At 41.5% G+C, this 24095-nt stretch carries 21 protein-coding genes; 12 read left to right on the forward strand and 9 right to left on the reverse strand.

Features of this window, described 5'->3' with window-relative positions; all coding sequences use genetic code 11:
• Positions 1-71 precede the first annotated feature (71 nt).
• Positions 72-1973 (reverse strand): ABC transporter ATP-binding protein, encoded by a 1902-nt coding sequence (locus MB380_RS00825; RefSeq protein WP_253532155.1) that lies wholly within the window; start codon positions 1971-1973, stop codon positions 72-74.
• Positions 1974-2034: 61 nt separating this feature from the next.
• Positions 2035-3030, reverse strand: a complete 996-nt coding sequence (locus MB380_RS00830; RefSeq protein ID WP_253532157.1) for a gliding motility protein — start codon at positions 3028-3030, stop codon at positions 2035-2037.
• Positions 3031-3607: 577 nt separating this feature from the next.
• On the opposite strand from MB380_RS00830, the gene MB380_RS00835 reads away from it, so the two are divergent.
• From MB380_RS00835 to MB380_RS00850, 4 genes are all read left to right on the forward strand, one after another.
• A complete protein-coding gene (locus MB380_RS00835) occupies positions 3608-5746 on the forward strand; it encodes a peptidylprolyl isomerase (protein ID WP_253532159.1) in 2139 nt (712 codons plus the stop codon).
• A gap of 238 nt (positions 5747-5984) precedes the next feature.
• Complete coding sequence (locus MB380_RS00840; protein WP_253532161.1) at positions 5985-6578, forward strand: HupE/UreJ family protein; 594 nt, start codon at positions 5985-5987, stop codon at positions 6576-6578.
• Positions 6579-6665: 87 nt separating this feature from the next.
• Positions 6666-9041: a M1 family metallopeptidase gene (locus MB380_RS00845; protein WP_253532163.1), complete on the forward strand. Its 2376-nt coding sequence runs from the start codon at positions 6666-6668 to the stop codon at positions 9039-9041.
• Positions 9042-9126: 85 nt separating this feature from the next.
• Complete coding sequence (locus MB380_RS00850; protein WP_253532165.1) at positions 9127-9933, forward strand: crotonase/enoyl-CoA hydratase family protein; 807 nt, start codon at positions 9127-9129, stop codon at positions 9931-9933.
• A 72-nt stretch (positions 9934-10005) separates the two neighbouring features.
• Here MB380_RS00850 and typA read toward each other — a convergent pair whose 3' ends face one another.
• Together typA and MB380_RS00860 are read right to left on the reverse strand one after the other, a co-directional pair.
• Positions 10006-11826, reverse strand: a complete 1821-nt coding sequence (typA, locus tag MB380_RS00855; RefSeq protein WP_253532174.1) for a translational GTPase TypA — start codon at positions 11824-11826, stop codon at positions 10006-10008.
• 329 nt (positions 11827-12155) lie between these two features.
• Positions 12156-12665: a hypothetical protein gene (locus MB380_RS00860; RefSeq protein WP_101728250.1), complete on the reverse strand. Its 510-nt coding sequence runs from the start codon at positions 12663-12665 to the stop codon at positions 12156-12158.
• A 106-nt stretch (positions 12666-12771) separates the two neighbouring features.
• On the opposite strand from MB380_RS00860, the gene MB380_RS00865 reads away from it, so the two are divergent.
• Positions 12772-13836 carry an acyl transferase gene (locus MB380_RS00865; protein WP_253532176.1) on the forward strand — a complete coding sequence of 355 codons (1065 nt, stop codon included), beginning with the start codon at positions 12772-12774 and terminating at the stop codon, positions 13834-13836.
• On the opposite strand, the gene MB380_RS00870 is transcribed toward MB380_RS00865, so the two are convergent.
• Entirely contained in the window at positions 13833-14717 is an 885-nt protein-coding gene (locus MB380_RS00870; protein ID WP_253532177.1) for a fructosamine kinase family protein, read from the reverse strand. The two genes, MB380_RS00865 and MB380_RS00870, sit on opposite strands and share 4 nt — an antisense overlap.
• A 281-nt stretch (positions 14718-14998) precedes the next feature.
• Between MB380_RS00870 and MB380_RS00875 the strand changes: the two genes are divergently transcribed.
• From MB380_RS00875 to MB380_RS00895, 7 genes are all read left to right on the forward strand, one after another.
• A complete protein-coding gene (locus MB380_RS00875; protein WP_253532178.1) occupies positions 14999-16144 on the forward strand; it encodes a 1-deoxy-D-xylulose-5-phosphate reductoisomerase in 1146 nt (381 codons plus the stop codon).
• Between the two features lie 149 nt (positions 16145-16293).
• On the forward strand, positions 16294-17019 hold the full coding sequence (locus tag MB380_RS00880) for an RluA family pseudouridine synthase (RefSeq protein ID WP_253532181.1): 726 nt from the start codon (positions 16294-16296) through the stop codon (positions 17017-17019).
• Between the two features lie 81 nt (positions 17020-17100).
• Positions 17101-18033: a hydroxypyruvate isomerase family protein gene (locus MB380_RS00885; RefSeq protein ID WP_253532183.1), complete on the forward strand. Its 933-nt coding sequence runs from the start codon at positions 17101-17103 to the stop codon at positions 18031-18033.
• 647 nt (positions 18034-18680) lie between these two features.
• Entirely contained in the window at positions 18681-19028 is a 348-nt protein-coding gene (locus tag MB380_RS21915) for a Spi family protease inhibitor (RefSeq protein ID WP_409014705.1), read from the forward strand.
• Positions 19029-19064: 36 nt separating this feature from the next.
• Positions 19065-19238, forward strand: a complete 174-nt coding sequence (locus MB380_RS21920; RefSeq protein WP_409014644.1) for a C10 family peptidase — start codon at positions 19065-19067, stop codon at positions 19236-19238.
• Between the two features lie 12 nt (positions 19239-19250).
• Positions 19251-19631 (forward strand): C10 family peptidase, encoded by a 381-nt coding sequence (locus MB380_RS00890; protein ID WP_253532185.1) that lies wholly within the window; start codon positions 19251-19253, stop codon positions 19629-19631.
• A 10-nt stretch (positions 19632-19641) separates the two neighbouring features.
• Positions 19642-20115, forward strand: a complete 474-nt coding sequence (locus MB380_RS00895; RefSeq protein ID WP_253532187.1) for a hypothetical protein — start codon at positions 19642-19644, stop codon at positions 20113-20115.
• A 199-nt stretch (positions 20116-20314) separates the two neighbouring features.
• Here MB380_RS00895 and MB380_RS00900 read toward each other — a convergent pair whose 3' ends face one another.
• The 4 genes from MB380_RS00900 to MB380_RS00915 all read right to left on the reverse strand — a co-directional run bounded on the left by MB380_RS00900 (position 20315) and on the right by MB380_RS00915 (position 24066).
• The gene (locus tag MB380_RS00900; protein ID WP_253532188.1) at positions 20315-20491 is read right to left on the reverse strand and encodes a hypothetical protein; all 177 of its coding nucleotides are present in this window, start codon (positions 20489-20491) and stop codon (positions 20315-20317) included.
• Between the two features lie 134 nt (positions 20492-20625).
• A complete protein-coding gene (locus tag MB380_RS00905) occupies positions 20626-21120 on the reverse strand; it encodes a GtrA family protein (protein WP_253532190.1) in 495 nt (164 codons plus the stop codon).
• A 40-nt stretch (positions 21121-21160) separates the two neighbouring features.
• A complete protein-coding gene (locus MB380_RS00910; RefSeq protein WP_253532192.1) occupies positions 21161-22555 on the reverse strand; it encodes an NADH-quinone oxidoreductase subunit N in 1395 nt (464 codons plus the stop codon).
• A gap of 62 nt (positions 22556-22617) precedes the next feature.
• Entirely contained in the window at positions 22618-24066 is a 1449-nt protein-coding gene (locus MB380_RS00915) for a NuoM family protein (RefSeq protein WP_253532194.1), read from the reverse strand.
• Positions 24067-24095 lie beyond the last annotated feature (29 nt).

The following is a 24095-nucleotide window of genomic DNA, read 5'->3' on the forward strand; positions in this document are numbered from 1 at the left end:
AAACGATAAATTCATGAAAGTCGTTTTGTATTGTCAATATCTGCACTTTTCGAGTACATTAATTACAAGACCTATTCTACCAGCAAATTTACGTTTTCAAACTGTAATTTAACCAGATTTGCGTAAATTCCTTCTTCTTTTAGTATCAATTCGTCGTGCGAACCCAATTCGGCAATCCTGCCGTCTTTTAAGACATAGATAGTATCTACATTTCGGATGGTTGCCAGGCGGTGCGCAATAATAATGGTAGTGCGGTTTTTCATCAGTTCATCCAACGCATCCTGTACCAGTTTTTCAGATTCCGAGTCAAGTGCACTGGTGGCTTCATCCAGAATCAGAATAGACGGGTCTTTCAGAATAGCCCGCGCAATGGCCACACGCTGTCTTTGTCCGCCCGATAGTTTCACACCTCTTTCGCCCACAATTGTCTGGAATTTCTCAGGAAACGACGTGATGAAGTCGTAGGCATTGGCTTTCCTGGCGGCCTCAAACACCTCGGCTTCAGTGGCGCCCGGTTTGCCATAGGCTATATTCTCAAAAATGGTGCCTCCAAAAAGCATTACCTCCTGCGGTACTATGGCAATGTTACTTCTGAGTTCGGTTACATCTTGTGTGGCAATATCTTTACCGTCAATCAGTATCTGGCCTTTTGTAAGCGGATACATCTTCATTAAAAGCTGCACCAGTGTCGATTTACCAGCCCCGCTTTGCCCAACCAATGCAATTTTCTCTCCCGATTTCACCTCAATTGATACATCTTTCAGCACGCTTACGTCAGCCCTTGAAGGATACTCAAAACCTACCTGTTGAAATGAAACATTTCCGGCTGTTTTCTTAAATTCAACCGTACGCGAAACATCTACTTCTGATTCCTCTCCCAGAATTTCCAGTACCCTTTCAGACGCCCCAATCGTTTTTTGAATCTGAGCATACATATCACCCAAACCACCAACCGAGCCTCCGATAAAACCTGTATAGATAATAAATGTAAACAGGTCTTTAAAATCAAGCTCACCACTCAGCACCAGATTACCGCCATACCATACAACCCCTACAACGCCACCAAACAATACAAAAATAATGAACGAAATAAAACCACCCCTGAAAGTAGCTGCTTTGAGGGCATATTCAACTACTTTCTGTATAGAAGAAGTGTATCTTGCTACCTCCAGACGTTCGTTGGTAAAGGCTTTTACTACATTGACCGACTGCAGGGTTTCTTCTACAATAATATTTGTCTTGGCCAGTTCGTCTTGTACAATTTTAGAATTTTTTCTGATAAACCGTCCGAAAATAATAGCGGCCACCACCAGAAACGGAAACGTAGACAGCATAAAGAGTGTCAGTTTGCCAGATATAAGCGTAATCAGTAACACACCGCCCACCAGCGTAAATATCTGTCTGAACAGCTCGGCCAGTGTGGTAGAAAGCACATCCTGCAACTGTGTTACGTCAGACGTTATCCGGCTCATCAGCTCACCCACCCGGCTTTTTTCAAAGAAAGTAACCGGCAGCGTGATAATTTTGGCATATAACTCTTTGCGGAGGTCTCGCATGGATTGCTCAGATACCCTCGTAAAAGTGTACACCCTCAGAAAAGAGAAACCCGCCTGCAGAATCAGTAAAACAACGAACAGAAAAGTAACCTCGTTTAAAGTAAATTCAGGTGCAGCATGAAAAACATTCTGAAGCTTGTCGCCTAAAATACTTGCATTGCCAATAGGGTTTGAATTAGGTATTGAAGCCGCTTTTTCAGGCGAAACAATGGCTCCTACCATCTGGCCCATTAAAAGCGGAATACTCATTGACGTAAGCTGCGACAACACCAGAAAAATGAAGCCAATCGCAAATGTCCATTTATAAGGCAACGTAAATCTGAAAACCTTCAGCGCCTTTCTGAATCCTTCTTTACTTAGTTTTTTCTTGTCTTTTTCTGAAGCCTCTTCTCCAAAACTTCGGGTTCTTTTTGCCATAGTACTTTATCCTCAGATACCGCCGGGGATTTTAAATTTTAAAAGGTAATAGGCAGGCAGACTATTCTTCTGTTTGCCCTTTATATTTCGATTGCTCAAAAATCTCGCGAGCATTGGTGTTTTCCATCAGTTGTACTAACGTAACCGCCGGGTTTTCGGTTCGATACCGGCTCACTATTCGCCAACCCACCCATTGGCCAATGCGCCCGGGGCAGTCAGCCCCTATTTCGGTTACAAATGGTCTTTCAGACACATACTTGTCTTTTATTCTGTCGTTGGTTTCAAAAAGTAGTTTGTTGTCAAGAAAATACCCCCACACGTATTCCTGATTATGCCAGGTCTTTACAAGATTTGAGTCGGCATAGGCAACTACGAGCGAATCAGCAATGTTGGGTATAACCGCCCGGGTAAACTCAAAACTCTTGCCATAAAACACCATATCGGCCAGTAAAGAACGGTCGTTCAAATCAACTCTGTTGTATTTTCTTGACAGCAAAGTAATCACCGTAGGTACCAGATAAGGTTTGTCGTATCGTTTCAGCATATAGTTAGGGTGCTGCGGGCGGTATTTGGCTCCGGGGCCAATGAAAGATTCCAACGGAATCACTATCAGACTATCAGTAACTACCAGTTCATTGTCCAGACCGGCAAACGTAGTGATAATCTTTGGCTCTTTGAAATCGGGGTAATAGAATTTTATGTGCCTGAAGGCATTTTCAAATTGAAGCCTCAGGCTGTCTGAATTGCCAAATGCCTGTTGTGTCTGCTGGTACAATTCATGAATGGCAGGGTGATGAATCAGCATATCAATCCGGTCAATGAGAGCCGGGTCATTGGCCGATGTCTGATAGAAGGTTTCAACAAAGACCGGGTGTTTTTCAAGAAAACCTTTGATTTCTTCTTTGCTTTTCAGGTTCATCAATGTGTTTTCAAGGTGCTCAATTGTCACATTTACCTGTATCTGAGATACATCTGCTTCAGCAGCAGAATCGGTATTCTGGCAGGCATAAAAACAGGATGCAATCAGAAAGAAAAAACCGGGGATACGATATTTCATACGATGAATAAGTGTTTTTTCGAAAAACGTACAAAATTAGGCAATTATTTGTCTCTAATCATGTACATTCACAAATTATAGTAGTTTTTAATGTGCCTGCCAAATAGATACAAACAACCGTGGTTGCGGCAGCTTTGATAGTTTCAATAGCCCATCAGTAACTTTTTGTTTTTGCGTAGGGTTGTGGGGCAGGTTTTATTAAAACGCAACTTTTTTGTGGCAAAGTTTGTGCAGCAATGGGTAACAGGATTTGCTGCCAGTATGCGGTTTTTAATTTTAACTGTGTTTTGGGGTACATCAAACAACTGAAAATAAATAATTTACAAAAAATAATTTGTCGGCTTTGTTGAAGAAAACGGGCAGATAGAACCCTGAAAAAGGATTTTGGCTACACCCCTGGGCAATCGGTTAAGTTACCGGATATAAAACTTCTTAAAAAACACATTTTACTAATTGTATTTCTTTGATATTATGTATGAATGTGTGTATTTTTGCGGTTCGTTTTTTTGAGTACTTTACTATTTAAACCTATATTCCTAAAAACACGGACCAAAATCTAAGTATAAAATAAAAACTAATGGCTTTAATTAACAAAATTCGGGAGCGTTCGGGAATCGCAGTTGCAGTTATTGCAGTTGCCCTTATTCTATTTATCGTTGGAGGAGACTTATTCTACGGAAGTGGCGGAAATGGAGGCTTGTTTGGTGGTAATAAAAACAAAATCGGTGAAATAGCCGGTACTACCATTGATGCCCAGGCATTTCAGGCAAAGCTGGATGCAGCACGTTCCAACTACGAACAACAGGCAGGCAGAGCTCTTCAGGAGCAGGAAGTTCAACAACTCCGCAATCAGGTATGGGAGGAGATGATTTTCGACATTGCCTATAATGAAGAATTTGAAAAATTAGGTCTGAAAGTAACACCTGAAGAGTTAAGCGAGATGATTCAGGGCACCAAAAACCTTAGCCCGCTTATCAGGCAGCAATTTACTAATCCTCAAACAGGGCAGTATGACCGCAACAGTCATATTCAGTTTATTGACGCAGCAGCTAAAAACCAATTGCCTGCACCTCAGAAAATGGCCTGGGAGCAAATCAAAAAACAGGCAATCAAACAACGTTTGTTAGAAAAATACAATGCATTAATTAGTGCGGCCACATTTGTAACAACAGCAGAAGCCAAAAAAGAATACGAAGGCCAGGTTAGCAAGGCAGACGCCCGTTATTTGTATGTGCCATTCTTTAGCGTAAACGATACTACCATTAAAGTTACAGACAGCCAGTTGTCTGATTACCTGAGTAAACATAAAAATGAATATACAGGTTATGACAGCCGCTCTTTCAACTATGTGGTGTATCAGGTTGCTCCTACTAAAGAAGACAGCGCCGCGCTTTATGAAGACATCAAATCTTTTGCAAAAGGTTTGGCTGCAGCTAAAGACCCGCAAGATTATGCCACCATCAATTCAGAAATCAGATTGCCGTTTGAGCGTTCAGCCAGCGAACTGACCCCGGAATTGAAAGCGGCTTTGGCATCGGCTATCCCTGGTGCGGTAATCGGGCCGTTTAAGGAAGGAAGCGTATATTCTATTCATAAATATGAAGGTACCACTACCGACACCGCATACACTGCAAGAGCAAGCCATATCCTGATTCCGGTAAACAAAACAGCGCCAGATTCTGCAAAAGCATTGGCGCGCAAACAGGCACAGTCTATTCTTGACCAGCTGAAACAAGGTGCAGATTTTGCAACGCTGGCTCGTACCAACAGCCAGGACGGTTCGGCTCAGCAAGGCGGAGACCTGGGTTTCTTTAAACAAGGTGCGATGGTAAAACCATTTGACAACGCCGTGTTTGGCTTTAGCGGAACTGGTCTGATACCTAATCTGGTAGAGACAGACTTTGGTTACCATATTATTAAAGTAACTGAGCCTAAGTCAAACTTAAAATATAAAATAGCCAGCATCAGCCGCGAATTACAGGCCAGCGAAGCAACCCGCAATGCGGCGTATCAAAGAGCTGAAACATTGCGTTCAGGTGCAGGTTCAGAAAAAGAGTTTGAAGAGGCCGTTAAGAAAGACCCTAAACTGGTTATGCTGAAAGCCGAAAGGGTTTTCCCTGAAGCAACTGCTTTCAACACAATACAGAACGCACGCGAAGTTGTTTTGTGGGCATTTAATGACGACACCAAAGTAGGCTCGGTTTCTAACCGCGTTTTTGAAATAGGCGATAATTTTATTGTGGCAGCAGTTACAGCTAAATCAGAAAAAGACAGCCCTAAGGTAGACGACTTCAGAGAAGCTTTAACAGCCAAAGTGCGTAACGAAATTAAAGGAGAACAGATTCTGAAAAAATTGAACGGGGCTTCGGGCACTTTAGAGCAAATTGCACAAAAATATGGTGCGGGTGCTATAGTTGAGGCCGCCAATGGTATCAGTTTTGCCACTGGTCTGTTAACTACTCCAGGTGTTGACCCTATCGCCATCGGTAAGATTTTCAGTCTGGCATCAGGCAAACGCTCAAAACCATTTGTTGGCGAAAACGGTGTGTTTATTGTAGAAACCACGCGTCTTGAAAACGCCCCAGCCATTGCAGACTACAGCCAGTATAAAGCACAGGTATTGCAACGTACCGGAGGTTTTGGCGCTTCATATATGGCCAACCAGGCTATCCGCGATAACGCGAAAATCGTAGATAACAGATCGAAATTCTTCTGATACGTCAGAAACCGTTATAAATTAAAAAATAGCAGCTTGTTTACAGGCTGCTATTTTTGCTTTATGTGCATCAGGTGTTTGTGCCAAATACAACCCAACCGGATAAAAGCCCTGCGTAAAATGTTTATGAAAGCGGGTAATTCTTAAAAATTTTAAAAATAAGCAGTGGCTTTATAATCAGGGTTTTGCAAAACTTGTATTTTTGCTATTACTAATATACTGCCTAACCACTAAACTAATGACCGAATTTTCAATTTACCTTCAGTTGGGTTATCAACATATAACCGATATCAACGGCTATGACCATATCTTATTTGTAATAGCCTTATGTGCCATTTACAGGATATCTGACTGGAGACGAATTTTAATTTTGGTAACAGCATTTACCATCGGGCATTCGGTTACACTTGCTTTAGCAGCTTTAAATGTGATTGATTATAGTACCGAACTCATTGAGTTTCTGATACCCGTAACAATTATTATTACCTGTATCAGCAATCTGTTTCATAAGAGCAGCACAAGTGTATTGGTACCAGAGCATTTTTCGCCGGTAAGGTATTTTTTAGCCCTGGGTTTTGGGCTTATTCATGGCATGGGGTTCTCTAATTACCTCCGCAGTTTATTAGGTAAAGACCAGAACATCATTCAGCAGTTGCTGGCATTTAATGTGGGGCTTGAGTTCGGGCAGATACTGATTGTATCCATCGCACTGGTATTGTCTTTTTTAATGCTCAATGTTTTCCATGTAAAAAAACATACCTGGAATCTCATACTGTCAAGTTTTGTTGCAGGGGTGGCATTTAAACTGATGACCGAGAAATGGTTTTTTTAACTGCAATCGCCCAAGGCATAAGACTAAAATAAATTGTATCAATCGCAAACATTTAACACTAACAGAGTATTAAACCTTCATCAAAGCATGAAAAAAATCTCCATTTTTATCGCGACGGTTTTGTGCGGCATGGTTTCGGCGCAAGCGCAGCAGGCGCCTGCTACCCAATACAATGCCAATACCAAATTTGAGCAAATGGGCACTGCCCTGCCTACGCCTAATACTTTTCGTACAGCAGCCGGAGCACCTGGCAGAGACTACTGGCAGCAAAAGGCAGACTACGACATCAAAGCTGAACTAAACGACAACAACCAAAGCATAACCGGTACAGAGAAAATAACCTACACCAACAATGCGCCTGAAGAGCTCCGTTACTTATGGATGCAGCTTGACCAGAACGTTTTCTCTAAAAACTCAGACGGAAACACTACCCGCCAGAGTGCCATTAACCCAACCAGTGGGTCTAGTTTTACCAGCATTGGTAATCTGAGTGGCGCTAATGATAAAGACTACGGGTATAAAATTCTGGCTGTGAAAGATGCCGCTGGAAAAGATTTGAAATATACCATTAACGGAACTATGATGCGTATAGACCTGCCAGCGCCATTGGCTAAAGGTATGGCCTTTGTGTTTCAGGTCGACTGGAAATTTAACATCATCGATTTGAAACTGGTAGGTGGTAGAAGCGGTTTTGAGCTATTTCCGAAAGATGGTAACTTACTATATGAAATTGCCCAGTGGTTTCCTCGTATGGCTGTTTACGATGACGTAAATGGATGGCAGCACAAACAGTTCTTGGGTCAGGGAGAATTTACTCTTCCTTTCGGAGATTATAAAGTAGCGCTGACAGTGCCTAACGATATGGTATTGGGTGCCACCGGAGAGCTGCAAAATCCTAAAGAAGTGCTTACTCCAACTCAATTAAAACGCATGGAGCAGGCCAAAACATCAAAAACACCGGTACTGATTGTTACACAGGCAGAAGCCGAGGCTGCCGAAAAGGGCAAGCCAACCGGCAAAAAGACCTGGATTTATGCAGCCAAAAATGTACGCGATTTTGCCTTTGCTACTTCTCGTAAATTCATCTGGGATGCCATGCAGGTAGACGTTGAAGGCAAAAAAGTATGGGCAATGTCTTTATATCCTAAAGAGGCTAACCCGCTTTGGGGACAATACTCAACCCGTGTAGTGGCACACACATTGGTTAACTACTCAAAACGCACCGTTGCTTATCCGTATCCGGTGGCTTATTCGGTTCATGGTTCGGTAGGGGGTATGGAGTACCCGATGATGAGCTTTAACGGCGCACGCCCTGAGGCTGACGGCACGTATTCAGAAGGAACTAAAAACTTTCTGATTCTGGTGATTATTCATGAGGTTGGTCATAACTTCTTCCCAATGATTGTGAATTCTGACGAGCGCCAGTGGTCATGGATGGACGAAGGCCTGAACTCTTTCCTGGAAGGGTTAACCTGTCTTGAGTGGGACAGGAACTTCCCGGCTACTGGTATAGAGCCACAATACATTACCAGTTACATGAAACTGGATGCCGATAAACAGAACTCAATTATGAGTAGTTCAGATAACATTCTGCCGGGTACTTTTGGGCCTAATGCTTATTCAAAACCTGCAACAGGGCTGAACATTCTTCGGGAGACCATCATGGGGCGTGAACTGTTCGACTACGCGTTTAAAGAGTACGCACGCCGATGGGCTTTTAAACACCCTACACCTGCCGATTTCTTCCGTACAATGGAAGACGCATCAGGCGTTGACCTTGACTGGTTCTGGAAAGGCTGGTTTTATGGCGTTGAGCCGGTTGACCAGGCCATTGCTAATGTAGAATGGTATAGTATAGACTCGCAGGACCCCACCAAAATTAAAGCAGCAGCTAAAGCGGATGCGGATGCCAAAAAAGAAACGCTGAGCAATATCCGCAACAAAACAGATATTAAACAGACGGTGGTAGAGGCAGATTCAACCATGCGAGACTTCTATAACGCTTATGATAGATTTGCAGTATCAGACGCCGATAAGAAAAAATATGAGCAGTATCTTTCTACTCTTTCAGCCGATGAGCGTAAAATGGTAGATGAAGGCAAGAACTTTTACGTTTTAAGCCTGAAAAACAAAGGTGGTTTGGTAATGCCTGTAATTATCAGAATGGAGTTTGAAGACGGCACCTTTGAAGACGTAAGAATACCGGCCGAACTTTGGAGGTTGAATGATAAAGAGGTGAAAAAGACTTTGGTAACTACCAAAAAAGTAGCGAAGTTCAAGCTGGACCCTTACCATGAGATTCCGGATATTGATACGTCTGACAACACCTTCCCTAAAGAGCCAGAACAACCTACCCGTTTCCAGGCTTTCAAGCAGAGAAGTTTTAATCCGGGGCCTAATCCAATGCAGGAAGCTAAAAAGAACCAGCCTTCTGGTGTGCAAACAAGCGGAGATAAGAAATAATAATTCTTTATAAAATAATGTTAAATTTAGCCGGAGATATGACCCTCTCCGGCTTTTTTTGTTAAACTCAGCCACGTTTAAAGCTATGCAAACAATAAAACTTACGATACAGAATCATATCGCCCATGTAGTACTGAATAGGCCCGAAAAAGCCAATGCACTCAACCAGACCGCCTGGGACGAACTCAAAGATACTTTTGAGAATCTGGATGAAAACCCTGAAGTGCGGGTAATTGTGCTGGAAGGCGGCGAGAGCAAACACTTTTGCGCAGGCATAGATTTAAGCCTGCTGATGTCGGTAGCACAAACAGATATTACGTGTGAGGGCCGTAGGAGAGAAAAAGTCAGGAAAGACGTTCTCAGGCTGCAGGCACCGGTTAATGCCATTGAAAACTGCTCCAAGCCTGTTTTAGCAGCAGTTCACGGTGGATGTATTGGTGGCGGGCTGGACATTATCTGTGCCTGCGATATACGCTATTGCACCGAAGATGCATTCTTTACTATTAAGGAAATTGACATGGGTATGGTAGCCGATTTAGGTACACTTCAGCGGCTGCCAAAGCTGATAGGAGAGGGCCGGGTGCGTGAAATGGCCTATACAGGGCGGCATGTAGGCGGCAAAGAAGCTGAAAAAATAGGCATTGTAAACAGTGCCTACAATGATAAAGCTACCATGATGGAAGAGGTTTTTAAACTGGCCGCTACTATAGCTGCCAGGTCGCCCTTGTCTATCCGTGGTACCAAGCATATTCTGTTGCATACCAGAGACCACACTGTTGCCGACGGCCTGAACTACATGGCAACCTGGAACGCCGCCATGCTGCTATCAAACGATTTGCAGGAAGCCTTCATGGCTAAAAGCCAGAAGCGGGATGCCAGTTTTGAAGACTGAGTTTTTATATGCCCATAAACGAAGAAACCCTACCGGCCGGCAGGGTTTCTTCGTTTATTACTTCTGAGCAAATTAAGCTATTGCAAAAGCGCCTTTGCTTTCATAACGTTTACGCTCGTTTTCGTCAAGGTATATTTTACGCATACGAATCGACTTAGGCGTAATCTCCAGATATTCATCTTTCTGGATATACTCCATGGCATCTTCCAGAGAGAAATTAATCTTCGGTGCAATACGCACGTTGTCATCAGAACCCGAAGCACGCATGTTGGTCAGCTTTTTGGCTGTTTGCAGGTTAATCACGAGGTCATTCTGACGGTTGTGTTCGCCTACTACCATACCCATATAAATTTCTTCGTTCGGGTCAATAAAGAAAACCCCTCTGTCTTGCAGTTTATCAATTGAATAAGGTGTTGCAGGGCCGTTACCCATCGATATCAACGAACCATTGATACGACCCGGGATTGCACCTTTAAACGGCTCATAGGCCTTGAAGCGGTGGTTCATAATGGCCTCACCGTAAGTAGCAGTCAATACATTTGAACGTAAACCAATCAAACCACGAGACGGAATATTGAACTCAAGGTGTTGTAAGTCACCTTTGGGTTCCATAATCAATAATTCGCCTTTGCGTTGCGTTACCAGCTCAATTACTTTTCCGGCTGTTTCTTCCGGTACATCTACTACAAGGGTTTCAACCGGCTCAAGTCTTTCACCGTTTTCACCTTCTTTGTATAATACCTGTGGCTGGCCCACTTGTAGTTCGTAACCTTCACGACGCATGGTTTCAATCAGAACCGACAAGTGAAGGATACCGCGGCCATACACAATAAATTTATCTTCAGTATCGCCGGTTTCAACGCGAAGGGCAAGGTTTTTCTCTGTTTCTTTCATCAGACGGTCACGTAAGTGGCGCGATGTAACAAACTTACCTTCTTTACCAAAAAACGGCGAATTATTGATGGTAAACAACATGTTCATGGTTGGCTCATCAATAGCGATACGTGGCAGGGCTTCCGGATTTTCTGCATCGGCAACGGTATCACCAATTTCAAAATCTTCAATACCTGTTACAGCACAAATTTCACCCGAACTCACTTCTGCTACTTTTGCTTTACCAAGGCCCTCAAAAACGTGTAGTTCTTTAATACGCATCTTTTTGGCGCTTCCATCTGCTTTGCAAAGCGCTACCTGCATACCTTCTTTCAGTACACCTCTGGCCACACGGCCTATGGCAATACGACCAACAAAAGATGAGTAATCAAGAGAGGTAATCTGCATCTGCGCTGTACCATCTACAACCGGTGACGCCGGAATATTGGCAACAATGGCATCAAGTAAAGGAATAATGTCAGTCGTTGGTTTTTTCCAGTCGGTACTCATCCAGCCTTGTTTAGACGACCCATACAAACACGGGAAATCAAGCTGGTCTTCGGTAGCCTCAAGGTTAAACATCAGGTCAAACACCTGTTCGTGTACCTCTTCAGGGCGACAGTTTTCTTTATCAACTTTATTTACTACCACAATTGGTTTCAAACCTAATTGCAGGGCTTTGCCTAATACAAAACGGGTTTGAGGCATCGGGCCTTCAAAAGCATCAACTAACAGAATAACACCGTCAGCCAGTTTCAAAACGCGTTCAACCTCTCCTCCGAAGTCGGCGTGGCCCGGGGTATCTATAATATTGATTTTTACATCGTTATAACGTACTGATACGTTTTTCGACACAATGGTGATTCCGCGCTCACGTTCAAGGTCATTGTTATCAAGAATCAAATCACCAAATTCCTGATTTTCTCTGAAGATTTTTGAAGCATGAATAATTTTGTCAACCAGGGTTGTTTTACCGTGGTCAACGTGGGCAATAATGGCAATGTTTCTAATATTTTGCATGAAGTCTAAAGTTATCGTAATGCGCCAATCTTTACCCCAACGCATCACGGATAAACGACTAACGAACTACACCTTTTTGAAATAAACTGCAAAATTAGAAAAATACAATGAGAAAACCTTGTTTTTGGTAGATTATCCTATCATTATTAAATTGTTAATAGGAATAGTGCAATAATATCTGGTTTTAAGGCAGGTGGTTTTTATGAAGTACTAAAACTAAACCAAAATTACGGGTTGGCTTGAAACTATTTCAGGCCTCAGGCAGTAAAAAACCGGGGCATATAAAAGTTTTTGGTAACGCTGAAAACCGGGCATTAAAAATCAAATCGTTAAAACTCTCTGAGAATAATGGGTTTCGATTCTACCGTATTTGAAACATTTCCTGCCCGGTCTTTAATCGTAATCTGATACTTAACGGTGTCTTTGGCCGGAACAGAATTATGAAAATATACAATTGAGTAGTTAAGCGTTCCTTCTATTGGGCGCTTTTTATCATCTAATTTAAGACGCGGAAAGAAGCCCGAATAAGGTACCGGTTGTGGAATCTCCTGAAATACGCCGTCCTTGCTTCTGAATATCTTTAGCAAATAATTAAAGTCCTGCTTATCTACAGCTACCTTTTTTTCTTCTTCGCTCAGGCCTAAATCTCCGTCGCCGTCTTCAAAATGTATGCTTATAATTACTGAATCTTTCTTTGAACCCGAGAAGCTGTCCAGGGTGGTTTCTTTACGTAAATCTCTAAACTCAATATATGGTATTAAATCGAACGATATGTCATTATAACAGCCAATTAGCAATACTGTTACACTAAAAACAACCAATACTGAAACCTTTTTCATCTGTAATCTGTAATTTTAGAAGCAATTTAGTATAAAAATGAAAGTTTTAGGCTTAACCGTAACATTTTTTGTTGTTATGCCCCGAAACTACCAATAAATCTATTTCATGGGTATCCGAGACGAACTCAAATCGGCAGTTCTTCAGTTAAGTGACTATCCTCAGAATCAGCATACTTTTGATGAGCTGGCTCTTGAGATTTTCCGGTTTCAGGCTGTGGCCAATCCGGTATATAATCAATATCTGGGTTTTCTGAAAATTGACCCCAGACGAATCAATCGTTTGGAGAAAATTCCGTTTCTGCCTATTCAGTTCTTCAAGCATCATAAAATCATTTCTGGCAATGCCCCCGAACAAATAGTTTTTGAAAGCAGCGGCACAACTCAGCAGAATGTAAGCAGGCATTACGTAAGCGACCTGCCTTTTTATGAACACATCAGCCAGAAAATCTTTGAGCAGTTTTATGGGCCATTAACCGACTACCATATTCTTGCTTTGCTGCCCTCGTATCTTGAACGAAATAATTCGTCGTTGGTGTATATGGTGCAAAGTTTTATTTACCGCACATACTCGCGTGAATCAGGATTCTACCTTCATAACACCGCAGAGATGCTCGATAAGCTGCAGCAGCTTTCAGAAAACAACCAGACACACCGTAAGGTTTTGTTAATAGGTGTAACTTTTGCCCTGCTTGATTTGGTAGAAGAAGGCTACGATTTGTCTTTCATGGAAAATCTGAAAGACAGGCTCATTGTAATGGAAACCGGTGGTATGAAAGGACGAAGAAAAGAGTTATTGCGTGAGGAAGTACACGCCATTCTTACAAAAGCTTTGCCGGTTAAACAGATTCACTCTGAATACGGTATGACTGAACTGCTTTCGCAGGGATATTCTATGGGTGAAGGTGTATTTCAGCTACCGGCCTCAATGAAAGTGCTGTTGCGGGAAATCAACGACCCTTTCAAAATTATCTCGACACAGTTTCATACGGGTTTATCGAAAGAAGCAGTTGTTCGTGGAGGTATTAATGTAGTAGACCTGGCCAATGTTGATTCTTGTTGCTTCATTGAAACCCAGGATTTAGGGGCTTATCAGCCAGCAAACCAGCAGTTCAGTGTTATTGGCCGGTTCGATAACTCCGATATCAGAGGCTGCAATCTGCTTGTGGTTTAAGATAAATACCGGTTAAGTGTTCTCAATACGGGCGGCAGATAAATTGCCCCGAAAATATTGACATGTACCATAAGTGCATACAAATTATAAATGCCGGCGCGGTCTTCAAACCGTGGCTGTAATGGGAAACTCTCATGATAAGCCTCGTAGAAACGGTTATCGAAACCATCAAAAAGACGGGTAAAGGCCAGTTCTACTTCGCGGTTGCCATAATATACGGCAGGGTCTATCAGGCAGGGTTCACCAATGTTGTCGGCAATAACATTGCCTGCCCACAAGTCTCCATGTAATAACGAGGGTCTTTCATCCGGAAGCAGCGAAGGAAGTAACTCGTAGAACTTCTGAAACTTGTCATATACTTCTTTATCTATCAGCTCATTATAATAAGCCAAACCAGCCTGCACATTCAGCCTTTTCTCAATAAAAAAAGGTATCCAGTTAATGTTTGGTTCATTGTTTTGTTCCAACGAGCCAATGTAATTATTAAAGCCCAGCCCGAAACAATCGCTGGTGTTTCTATGCAAGGCGGCCAGTTTATGCCCAAGGGTTTCCCAATAAAACTTATTCTGTTTATTGGCCTCTATATGTTCCAGAATCAGGTAATCGTGTCCGTCTCGCCTTCCCCAGTTTATTACTTCGGGTATTCTAATCACCTTCGTTTCGCGCAGCAGGTCAAGTCCGCGTGCCTCGGCCGCAAACATCTGGTCGTAGTTAAGCGTATTATATTTAACAAAATACTTGCCTTCACTGGTAAGTATCTGGACCGTAGCATTGATGCTTCCACCCTGTAACAGACGATACTCATTCACCTGCACATCGTGCCCCAGTGTTTCAAAAAGTATTCCCTCAAAAAATTGAAATTGGTCTTCAGCCGTTTGCATGGTTTGGTTCCTCACTTAAATATTCCTAAAGCCTTTCATGTTGCAATAAATGAAAGTTTAATCCGAATGGCAAAATAAAAACTTTCTCGTTAAATTTTACGAACTTTGCCAGCCAGACTGGCTTCAGGATGTTATTTGATTTGTAATAACCACATTTGCCCTCATATAACCCTTGTAACCGGTTTTGTTAACAGCAACAATTATAACAGCTTTGTAATAAGGATACTAATAACGCCGGTGTAATACGTTTTATTCTAAGAAAAAAGCATTCACGACACTACATGAAAAGAAGTCTCGCTATTTTGGGCTCAACAGGGTCAATTGGTACACAAGCATTGGAAGTGGTTGCCGCCAACCCCGATATTTTTGAAATAGAAGTACTCACAGCCCAGAACAATGCCGATTTGCTGATTGAGCAGGCTGCCAGGTTCAGGCCGAATGTAGTGGTAATTTCAAACGAAGCGCTATATGATCAAGTTTTTGCAGCACTTGACCCCCTTCAGATAAAAGTCTATGCCGGAGAGAAGTCGCTGGCATCGGTAGTACAGATGGAATCGGTTCAAATGGTGCTGACTGCTCTGGTTGGTTATGCAGGGCTGATACCCACCCTGGCAGCTATTAAAGCCGGTAAACATATAGCTTTGGCTAATAAGGAAACAATGGTAGTAGCTGGCGAACTGGTAACAGATTTGGCACAAAAAAATAAAGTTGATATTCTGCCGGTTGACTCTGAACATTCGGCGATTTTTCAATGCCTGGTCGGAGAATTTCATAATCCCATTGAAAAAATCATTCTAACGGCTTCAGGCGGGCCGTTTCTTGGTAAAGACCGCGAATTTCTGAAAACTGTTACCAAGCAGCAAGCCTTGAAGCACCCTAACTGGAGCATGGGCGCGAAGATTACCATTGATTCGGCATCGTTGATGAACAAGGGGCTGGAAGTGATTGAAGCCAAATGGTTGTTTGACCTGACCCCCGAGCAGATTGATGTGGTTGTGCATCCGCAAAGTATTATTCATTCTATGGTGCAGTTTGAAGACGGCAGCATTAAGGCGCAGATGGGCTTGCCTGATATGCGCGTGCCTATACAATTTGCTTTGTCTTATCCTGTCCGTTTAAAATCAGACTTCCCCAGGTTCGATTTCACAAAGTATCCGTCGCTTACTTTTCAACAGCCAGACACGCAGACATTCCGTAATCTGGGCTTTGCTTTTGAGGCACTCAGAAGAGGAGGCAATATGGCCTGTATTGTCAATGCCGCTAATGAAATAGCCGTAGCATCATTCCTGAAAGAGGAGATTGGTTTTCTTGAGATGTCTGACCTCATTGAGGCTTGTATGCACAAGGTTAGCTTTGTTAAAACCCCAACCCTGGAAGACTACATCCGTACTGATGAAGAAACCCGCCGCATAGCTTTAGAATATTGATTGAAATAAACAGCCCGTACCAGAAGTTTTATTAAACCGCAATAAGCCTGTGCAGTATGGGCTTGTTGTACCCACTAAATACCCCTGCAGATACAGTTTTGTAGTTAAACTACAAAAAACTAAGTATCTTTGTAGCAAATTATAATGATATGAAACATCCATTTTATGTTCTCTATGAAGACAATCACCTTATTATTGTTAATAAGGCGCCAGGGATTTTAGTGCAGGGAGATGCCACAGGAGACAAAACATTAGCAGACTACGTAAAAGATTATATTAAGAAGAAATATAACAAACCCGGTGACGTTTTTCTGGGTACGGTTCACCGGCTTGACCGCCCCGTGAGTGGTATTGTGGTTTTTGCACGCACCTCAAAGGCACTTGAGCGCATGAATGAACTTTTCAGGCGCCGCGATGTTCAGAAAATCTATTGGGCTGTAGTAGGCAAAAGACCAGAGAAAAAAAGCGGCAAGCTGACCCACTGGCTGGTAAAAAATGAAGAGAAAAACGTTGTTACGGCTTATGATACAGAAGTGAACGGTTCGCAGAAAGCAGAATTGAACTACCGCTATCTGGGAGAAATCAATCACTTTCATTTGTTAGAGATAAACCCTATAACGGGGCGCCCACATCAGATAAGAGTTCAGCTGGCAACTATGGGCTGCCCGATAAGAGGAGACATAAAGTATGGTTTCCCCAGAACCAACCCCGAGGGTAATATTAATTTGCATGCCCGCCGTTTATACTTTGTGCATCCGGTTAAAAAAGAACCCATTCTTTGTATTGCACCACTACCAGAGAACCCCTTCTGGGAAGAGTTTCTTGAACTGGACCCCGAAGATATCAAAACCGAGAATCTTGACTTTTTGTATTAACAAAACTCAGGATATACCCCGGATTGGTCTAAGGCATTACTTTCTTTAGCTTGCATCAATCAACCCCTTAATAGAATAAAAATGAATCGCAGAAATTTTATTTCCAAAAGCGCTATGGTTGCCGGAGCGTCTGCACTGCCATTGGGTGCTTCTTTGGCAGCTGAGGCGCCGCAAAACAACCTGGTAGCGGCCAATCAATTCAAGCTCTTATATGCACCACATTTTGGTATGTTTGAGAATCTGGCTGGAAAAGACCTGATTGACCAGCTAAAATTTATGGCCGACAACGGCTTTATGGCGCTGGAAGACAACGGAATGCTGGGGCGCCCCGTAGATGTACAAAAGAAGATTGGGGAAACCCTTGCAAAGCTGAATATGAAAATGGGGGTATTTGTGATTGACGGCGGCGATAACTGGAAAATATCTCTTACCACCGGAAAGAAAGAGTTTCTTGAAAATTTCCTTAAAACCTGCCGTGCCTCTGTAGAGGTAGCCAAGCGTGTTAACGCCAAATGGGCCACAGTAGTACCTGGATTTTTTGAAAGAAGATTACCCCTGGGCATACAAACCGCAAACGTAATTGATGCTTTACGACGCGCATGCGACATCCTGGAGCCACATGGCTTAACTATGGTGCTTGAGCCCCTTAGCGATACGCCGGAGCTGTTTTTGCGCCATTCAGACCAAACCTACATGATTTGTAAAGCAGTTAACAGCCCGTCGTGCAAGATTCTGTTTGATATGTGGCACATGCAACGCAACGAAGGCCGCCTGACACAAAATATGGACTGGTGCTGGAGCGAAATCGGGTATTTTCAGATAGGGGATGAGCCCGGCCGTAATGAACCTACTACCGGAGAGGTAAATTACAGGAGTCTGTTTAAACATATCTATAATAAGGCAAAGGCCAATAATCAGGAGTTTATTTTGGGTATGGAACACGGAAATGCCTATAAAGGGGCAGAAGGAGAGAGGAAGTTAATAGAGGCCTACCGTTGGAGCGATAATTTTTAAAATGGGTGTATTGGCTATAAAAAAGAGGTAGTTTTGAAGAAATTCTAACTACCTCTTTTTTATAAGCGTCAAAGGAAGAAATCGAACTGCAGGCCAAAGATTTTAAGGCCTTAAAGGTGTATAGGATTGGCTAATAGGGTCTTATATGGCAGTTTTGCTCGTATTTATATCATTTTGGTTCACGCCAACACTTATAAAACCTTGTCTACAAATATCGAAACATACAACTCATAAATAAACATATCGCTTTTGGGGTACGTAAAACAAAAATGAGATTTAGATTTTTTAGTGGGTAAATTATCATACAGATACGTTTCATCTTTTAGGTACCAGTAAATAAATTTAATTTCTATCCTAAAGAAAACTATGCAAAATTTATGAGTAATTAGTTAAAACAATTTAATTGTGACTTATGAAAGCGTACATTTACTATCTATTAATATTGTTGACTTTCTTCGCGTGCGATAAAGAAAAGGTTATAGCAGAACAGGAGATTGAATCACCTATGGCAGTCTCATTGAGTGAAGCTTCCAAAATCGCCCAATTAGTTACTACATCGTCAACTCCTAAAGCAAGAGCTACCCCTTGAACCTAATTTTAAATTAACGCCAATCCCCGATGAAAAAGGAGAGAATATTTGTTATGTCATAAATTATGAAGGTGGTGGCTTTGTAGTTTTAGCTGCTGACAAACGCATTATTCCAATTTTAGCTTATTCTAAAACTGGAAATTTTGAAGTTTCAAAAGATTTAACATCGTCAATCATTTATTGGCTCCATACCGTAAAGGAGGCGTTAAAAGAAGCAAGAAAAACGAGTGACAAGGCGTTAGAACTGTGGAATATTAAATATATAAACCGAATTTTAAAGAGTAATTTCGATAGTAAGCTTTTTAACAGTGCTGGTAAGGGCAGAGAAACCACTGAACCCCCAGGAGAAGACCCTGGATGTCAGTTTAGTGAGTATAATCTCGGCCCGCTTATGGCAACTATATAGGGGCAAAATGCTGGATATAACGACTTTGCACCTTATTTGGGCTGTAATTCGGCTACTGAGACTTCTAATGGTCGTGCTTGGGCTGGATGCGTTGCAACTGCAATGGGTCAGATAATGAAGTACAACCAGAAGCCATCAACTTGGAATTGGTCTGCAATGCCAAATACGCCTGGCAGTGTAACAACATCACTTTTATTAAAAGATATATGAGATAATGTTGATATGGATTATCAATGTACAGGATCTGCAGCAGCTACATACGATGGGTATTTATCGTTTAAAAATGATTATGGTTACTCTTCTGCTCAATATGATAATTACAACTATCAAACTGTAATTTCTAACTTAGATAATTTACATCCTGTAGTTCTTGCAGGAGGAAAGTATTCTGGATGGTGGATATTTGCTACCTATGACAGTGGGCATGCATTGGTTACTGATGGGTACCATACTTATAATTTTTGCGAATCAGGCACATATTTATATTTACACATGAATTGGGGACGAGAAGGGTCGCAGGATGGCTTTTATGCATATGACTATTGGTCCCCACCTTATCATTATTATGAAAGCAGCAAAGAAATGATTTATAATTTATATTAAAATACATGCTATGAAAACTACACTTCCAATTATAATAATTTTTTTCTTAGTGTCTTCATGCGAGAAGCATCCTAAGATATATGATAAAAAGGTAGAAATATATTTTGATGTATTTATTACCCAGAAGGTGACTAATAAAGATATGTTAAATCCAAATTTGAGTGATAATTTTAACTTTGGTCATATAAGTCTTGATTTTACGACACCTCCGAATCAGGATAAGTCAATAAGCTATATAGGGTTTAAAATTCCAGAATTAGGCCAAAGAGATGGCAAGTACTACTTAAGAGTTACTCCGACAATATACGAGCCCACAGAGGATGAATACAAGGTAACTATAAACTGGCCCGATGGCGGTAAAGATGAAATCTCTTGTCGGATATCCCATGTTCCATATATCATTTCAACTTATGAAATTCTACTCAATGGAACTACGATATGGAAGGCACCAAATGGTAAAAGAGAGATAACTATTATGAAATAATAAAGTTACTATTTCTAGATATTGTAAGGAAATTAATAATCGGCTTTTAAAAGATGAGAGGAATTTGAAGTTTATAAGATTGTCAATAATAAAGGTATCGGGCTCCAACCTGATACCTTTTTTATTATTGGTGTTAAATAAAAAAGTCTTATTCGTTTAAATCGAATAAGACCTTCTTTTGAAACTATCTGATTAAGAATTATTTCTTAGTTGTATCAGCAGCAGCTGTAGTATCAGCAGCAGCTGTAGTATCAGGAGTAACGGCAGTTGCAGTTGTATCAACAGATGTTGAATCAGCAGTAGTTTCTGATTTAGAAGTACAAGCTGCTAGAGATGCCATACCGGCTACGAATAAAATTGCAAATACTTTTTTCATTTCTTTATGATGTTTAAGGTTTGAAACGCATTGCAAATTTAAGTTTATTTTAAGATATAAAGCAAGCGATTCTTAAATTTTTTTTAAAATCACCTTAAATGAGGCTTAAAAAAGCAATATTATCTTGATAAAGTTCAATTCTGGCGTTCGTTACGGGTTTTTATCCTGTTATAAATACCTGTGCTTCTGAAAGTAAGAAACTTATGGCCAAAGTAATTGGCAAGAAAACTGACTCCCATACCAATTACATGAGAGCTCTTTTCACGAACAAGTAACGACTGTTCAGCAAAATACCGGTTGGCCAGATGATCAAATGCCAGAGATGAAACGCCCACCTGTATTCCCCAGGCTAATAGAGCAATGGTTAAAAATTTTACCGATTCGCGCCGCGTATTGCCTGACTCCCTGGCAGAAAATGCAAAAACTTTTGCCGGAATAAAACTTACCACAGTGGCTGTCAGATAACCAGCCGAAACACTGAAATTAAAGGCCGGTTTATCGGCAAAGCCCAAATGAAGGAAAAGATATTTATAAGGGATCTGTGTAATAAAATTTGTACCGGCGCCTAAGATAGCTGTTAAGAAAAAAGACACGAAAACCCGTAATTCTTTATTCTTTAGTTTTTTCAATATTTTAAGCAAGACATTAATATTTATAGCAATATTTCAATCACATAAGGCTTCTTAGTAAATCAGGGAAGAGGCCCAGTAATAATGTACCAAATGCGGCAGCGCCCAGAATAATCTTATGAAAGGCCGTCAGGTTAATACTTTCACCTTCTCCCTCCTTCATGTAAGCGGCAATAATGGGTTTGAAATAGTAATAGATACCAACTGCCGACATCAGAATAGCCACTACAAGCAACCAGATTTTGCCTCTGAAGGCAGCATCTGCAAAAACATAGAACTTGCCCCAGAAACCAGCCGTAAGCGGAATACCCGCCAGTGAAAGCATAGAAATGGTAAGTATAAAGGCCAGGAAAGGGCTTCTTTTACCTAGGCCATTCAATACAGATATACTCTCATCAGGGCGGCCGTTAACCAGTTTTTCTTTAGATACAGCCATTAATACGCCAAAGGCACTAATAGTGGCTAACGAATAAGCCAATGAATAGAATACTATTGAATCGTCTGATTTATTGCTTAAGCCAATGACAGCTAAAAGCATGTATCCGGCATGCGAAATGCTCGAGAAAGCAAGCATCCGTTTGAAGCTGCTTTGCGAAACCGCAGTAATGTTTCCGATAACAAGGCTAAGTACGGTCATGATAACAACCATTACCCACCAGAAGCCATACAGTGGAGAGAACGAAGCATCTAAAATACGATATATAGTTGCAAAGCCCGCTGTCTTTACAATTGTAGACATAAAGGTGGTAAAAATACTAGGGGCGCCTTCATACACATCAGGAGTCCAGAAGTGAAACGGTGCCGCCGATACCTTAAACAATAAACCTATCAGTAAGAATGTAACACCTATGTAAAGATATACCGGGCCACCATTCATTTGTGCCTGTTGTGCTACTGCTCTGGTTACATCAATATTAAACGAATAGTTGGCGCCATAAAGCATGGCAATACCAAATAGCATGATACCCGTAGCAAACGACCCCATCAAAAAATACTTAAGGGCCGCTTCGTTTCCTCTCAGATTCCGCTTGTCGCTTCCTGTCAATACATACATAGATACCGAAAGAATCTCAACTCCGATAAAAAGCATAATAAGATTCTGGAAACCTGTCATCATGATGGCACCCACCAGCGAAAACTGAAGGATAGCAAAATACTCTGCAGGTTGTGCGTGGTCTTCATCAATAAATCCCTTCGACAACGCCATAATCAGAAAAGCCGAAATCAGGAGTATTGCCGTAAAGAGTATCGACAGGTTATTTACCTGAAGCATATTGTTGAAATACAGACCCGGCTTATTCCACTCATAAAAATTGGCAATAAAGGCAATTGTTATAAATAAAAGAGAAGCAGGAAGTAGCACCTTCTTCGATTTAAGAAAACCTAAGAAAAGGGTAATAATTCCGGAAATAGAAAGTACGAGTATAGGATACATAAGGTCTATTTATCATTATCAGTTCAGGAGCAGTATAAAAACAGCCATGTATGAACTATGAATTAAGGATGAATCAGTTGTAATAAACTATTTACCGCAGGCTCAGTAATTTTCAGAAATACATTAGGGAAAACACCCATCAGTAGTACAACGGCTGCTATTGGCAACAGCACAGCAATTTCTGAGCCTTTCACATCGCTGAATTTAGCCGTTACCTCGTTGCTTGGGCCAAACATAGAACGTTGCATCAGGCGCAGCATGTAAACTGCTCCAAAAATAATGGTCAAGCCTGCAACGCCGCCTAACCAGGCATTTTTATCAAACACGCCTTTCAGCAATAAAAACTCACCTACAAATCCGTTGGTAAGGGGCAGCGCCACACTACCCAGCATAATAATCATAAAATAGATACTCAATGCGGGGGTCTGCTGTGTTATGCCACCTAATGCCTGCAGGTCTCTGGTTTGTGTGCGGTCGTAAATGATTTTCACAATAAAAAACAAACCAACTGCATTAATGCCATGCGCTACCATTTGCAGCAGGGCACCTTGTATTCCGCTCAAAGTGCCAGATAAAACACCGGCAGCCATTAAGCCCATGTGTGCAAATGACGAATAAGCAATAAGACGTTTAATATTATTTTGCTGTATGGCAATAATTGAGCCGTATATAAGACCAATTACAGACAGTACCATGGCAATTGTGCCGAAGTTGGACAAGCCTACCGGCGAAAGTGGCAGCAGAATACGAATAAGACCATAAACCCCCATTTTTGAAAGTAGCCCAGACAACAGCATGGTAGCCGGAGTAGGAGACTCACTGTACGCATCCGGTTGCCAGGAATGAAAAGGTAACACCGGCATTTTAATGGCAAAAGCTATAAAGAAAGCCCAGAAAAGCAGATTCTGATTAGCCGGCGATATAAACTTGGCTGCGTTGTAAAGTTCCTGAATATTGGCTGTTGAGGCGTTAATGTACAGATACACAATGGCTACCAGCATAAACAAGCTGCCAAACATGGTATATACAAACATTTTGAAAGTGATTTTGGGTGCATTGATACCACCCCACAAAGCAGCCAGAAAATAAACCGGTATAAGGGCTATTTCGTAAAAGAAATAGAAAACAAATATATCTTTAGCCATAAAAACTCCCATCAAAGCCGCTTCAGTCAATAGAATAAGCGAGTAAAAAGAGAATGGTTTGTTATAGCTGTTTTTAAACGTAGAAACAATAATTAAAGGCACTAAGAAGCCGGTAAGGGCAATCATTAAAAGGCTGATGCCATCAATACCCAAATGGAAATTGATTCTCAGGTCTTTAATCCAGGCATATTTTACTTCTATAATGGTCTGAGAGTCAAACGAAAGAAAAGTGTAAGCAGCTAAGGCAAACTCTGCAAGGGCTGTTATCAAGGCCACATTTTTTGATACTCCAGCATTACTACCTCTTAACAAAAACAGAATAAGACTGCCGATAAGGGGAATTAGTATAAGGATTAGTGCTAACATCCGTAATGAGTTTTAATTTTTAAGTCGTA

The organism is Emticicia sp. 21SJ11W-3 (genome assembly GCF_024138715.1).
Classification (GTDB): domain Bacteria; phylum Bacteroidota; class Bacteroidia; order Cytophagales; family Spirosomataceae; genus Emticicia; species Emticicia fluvialis.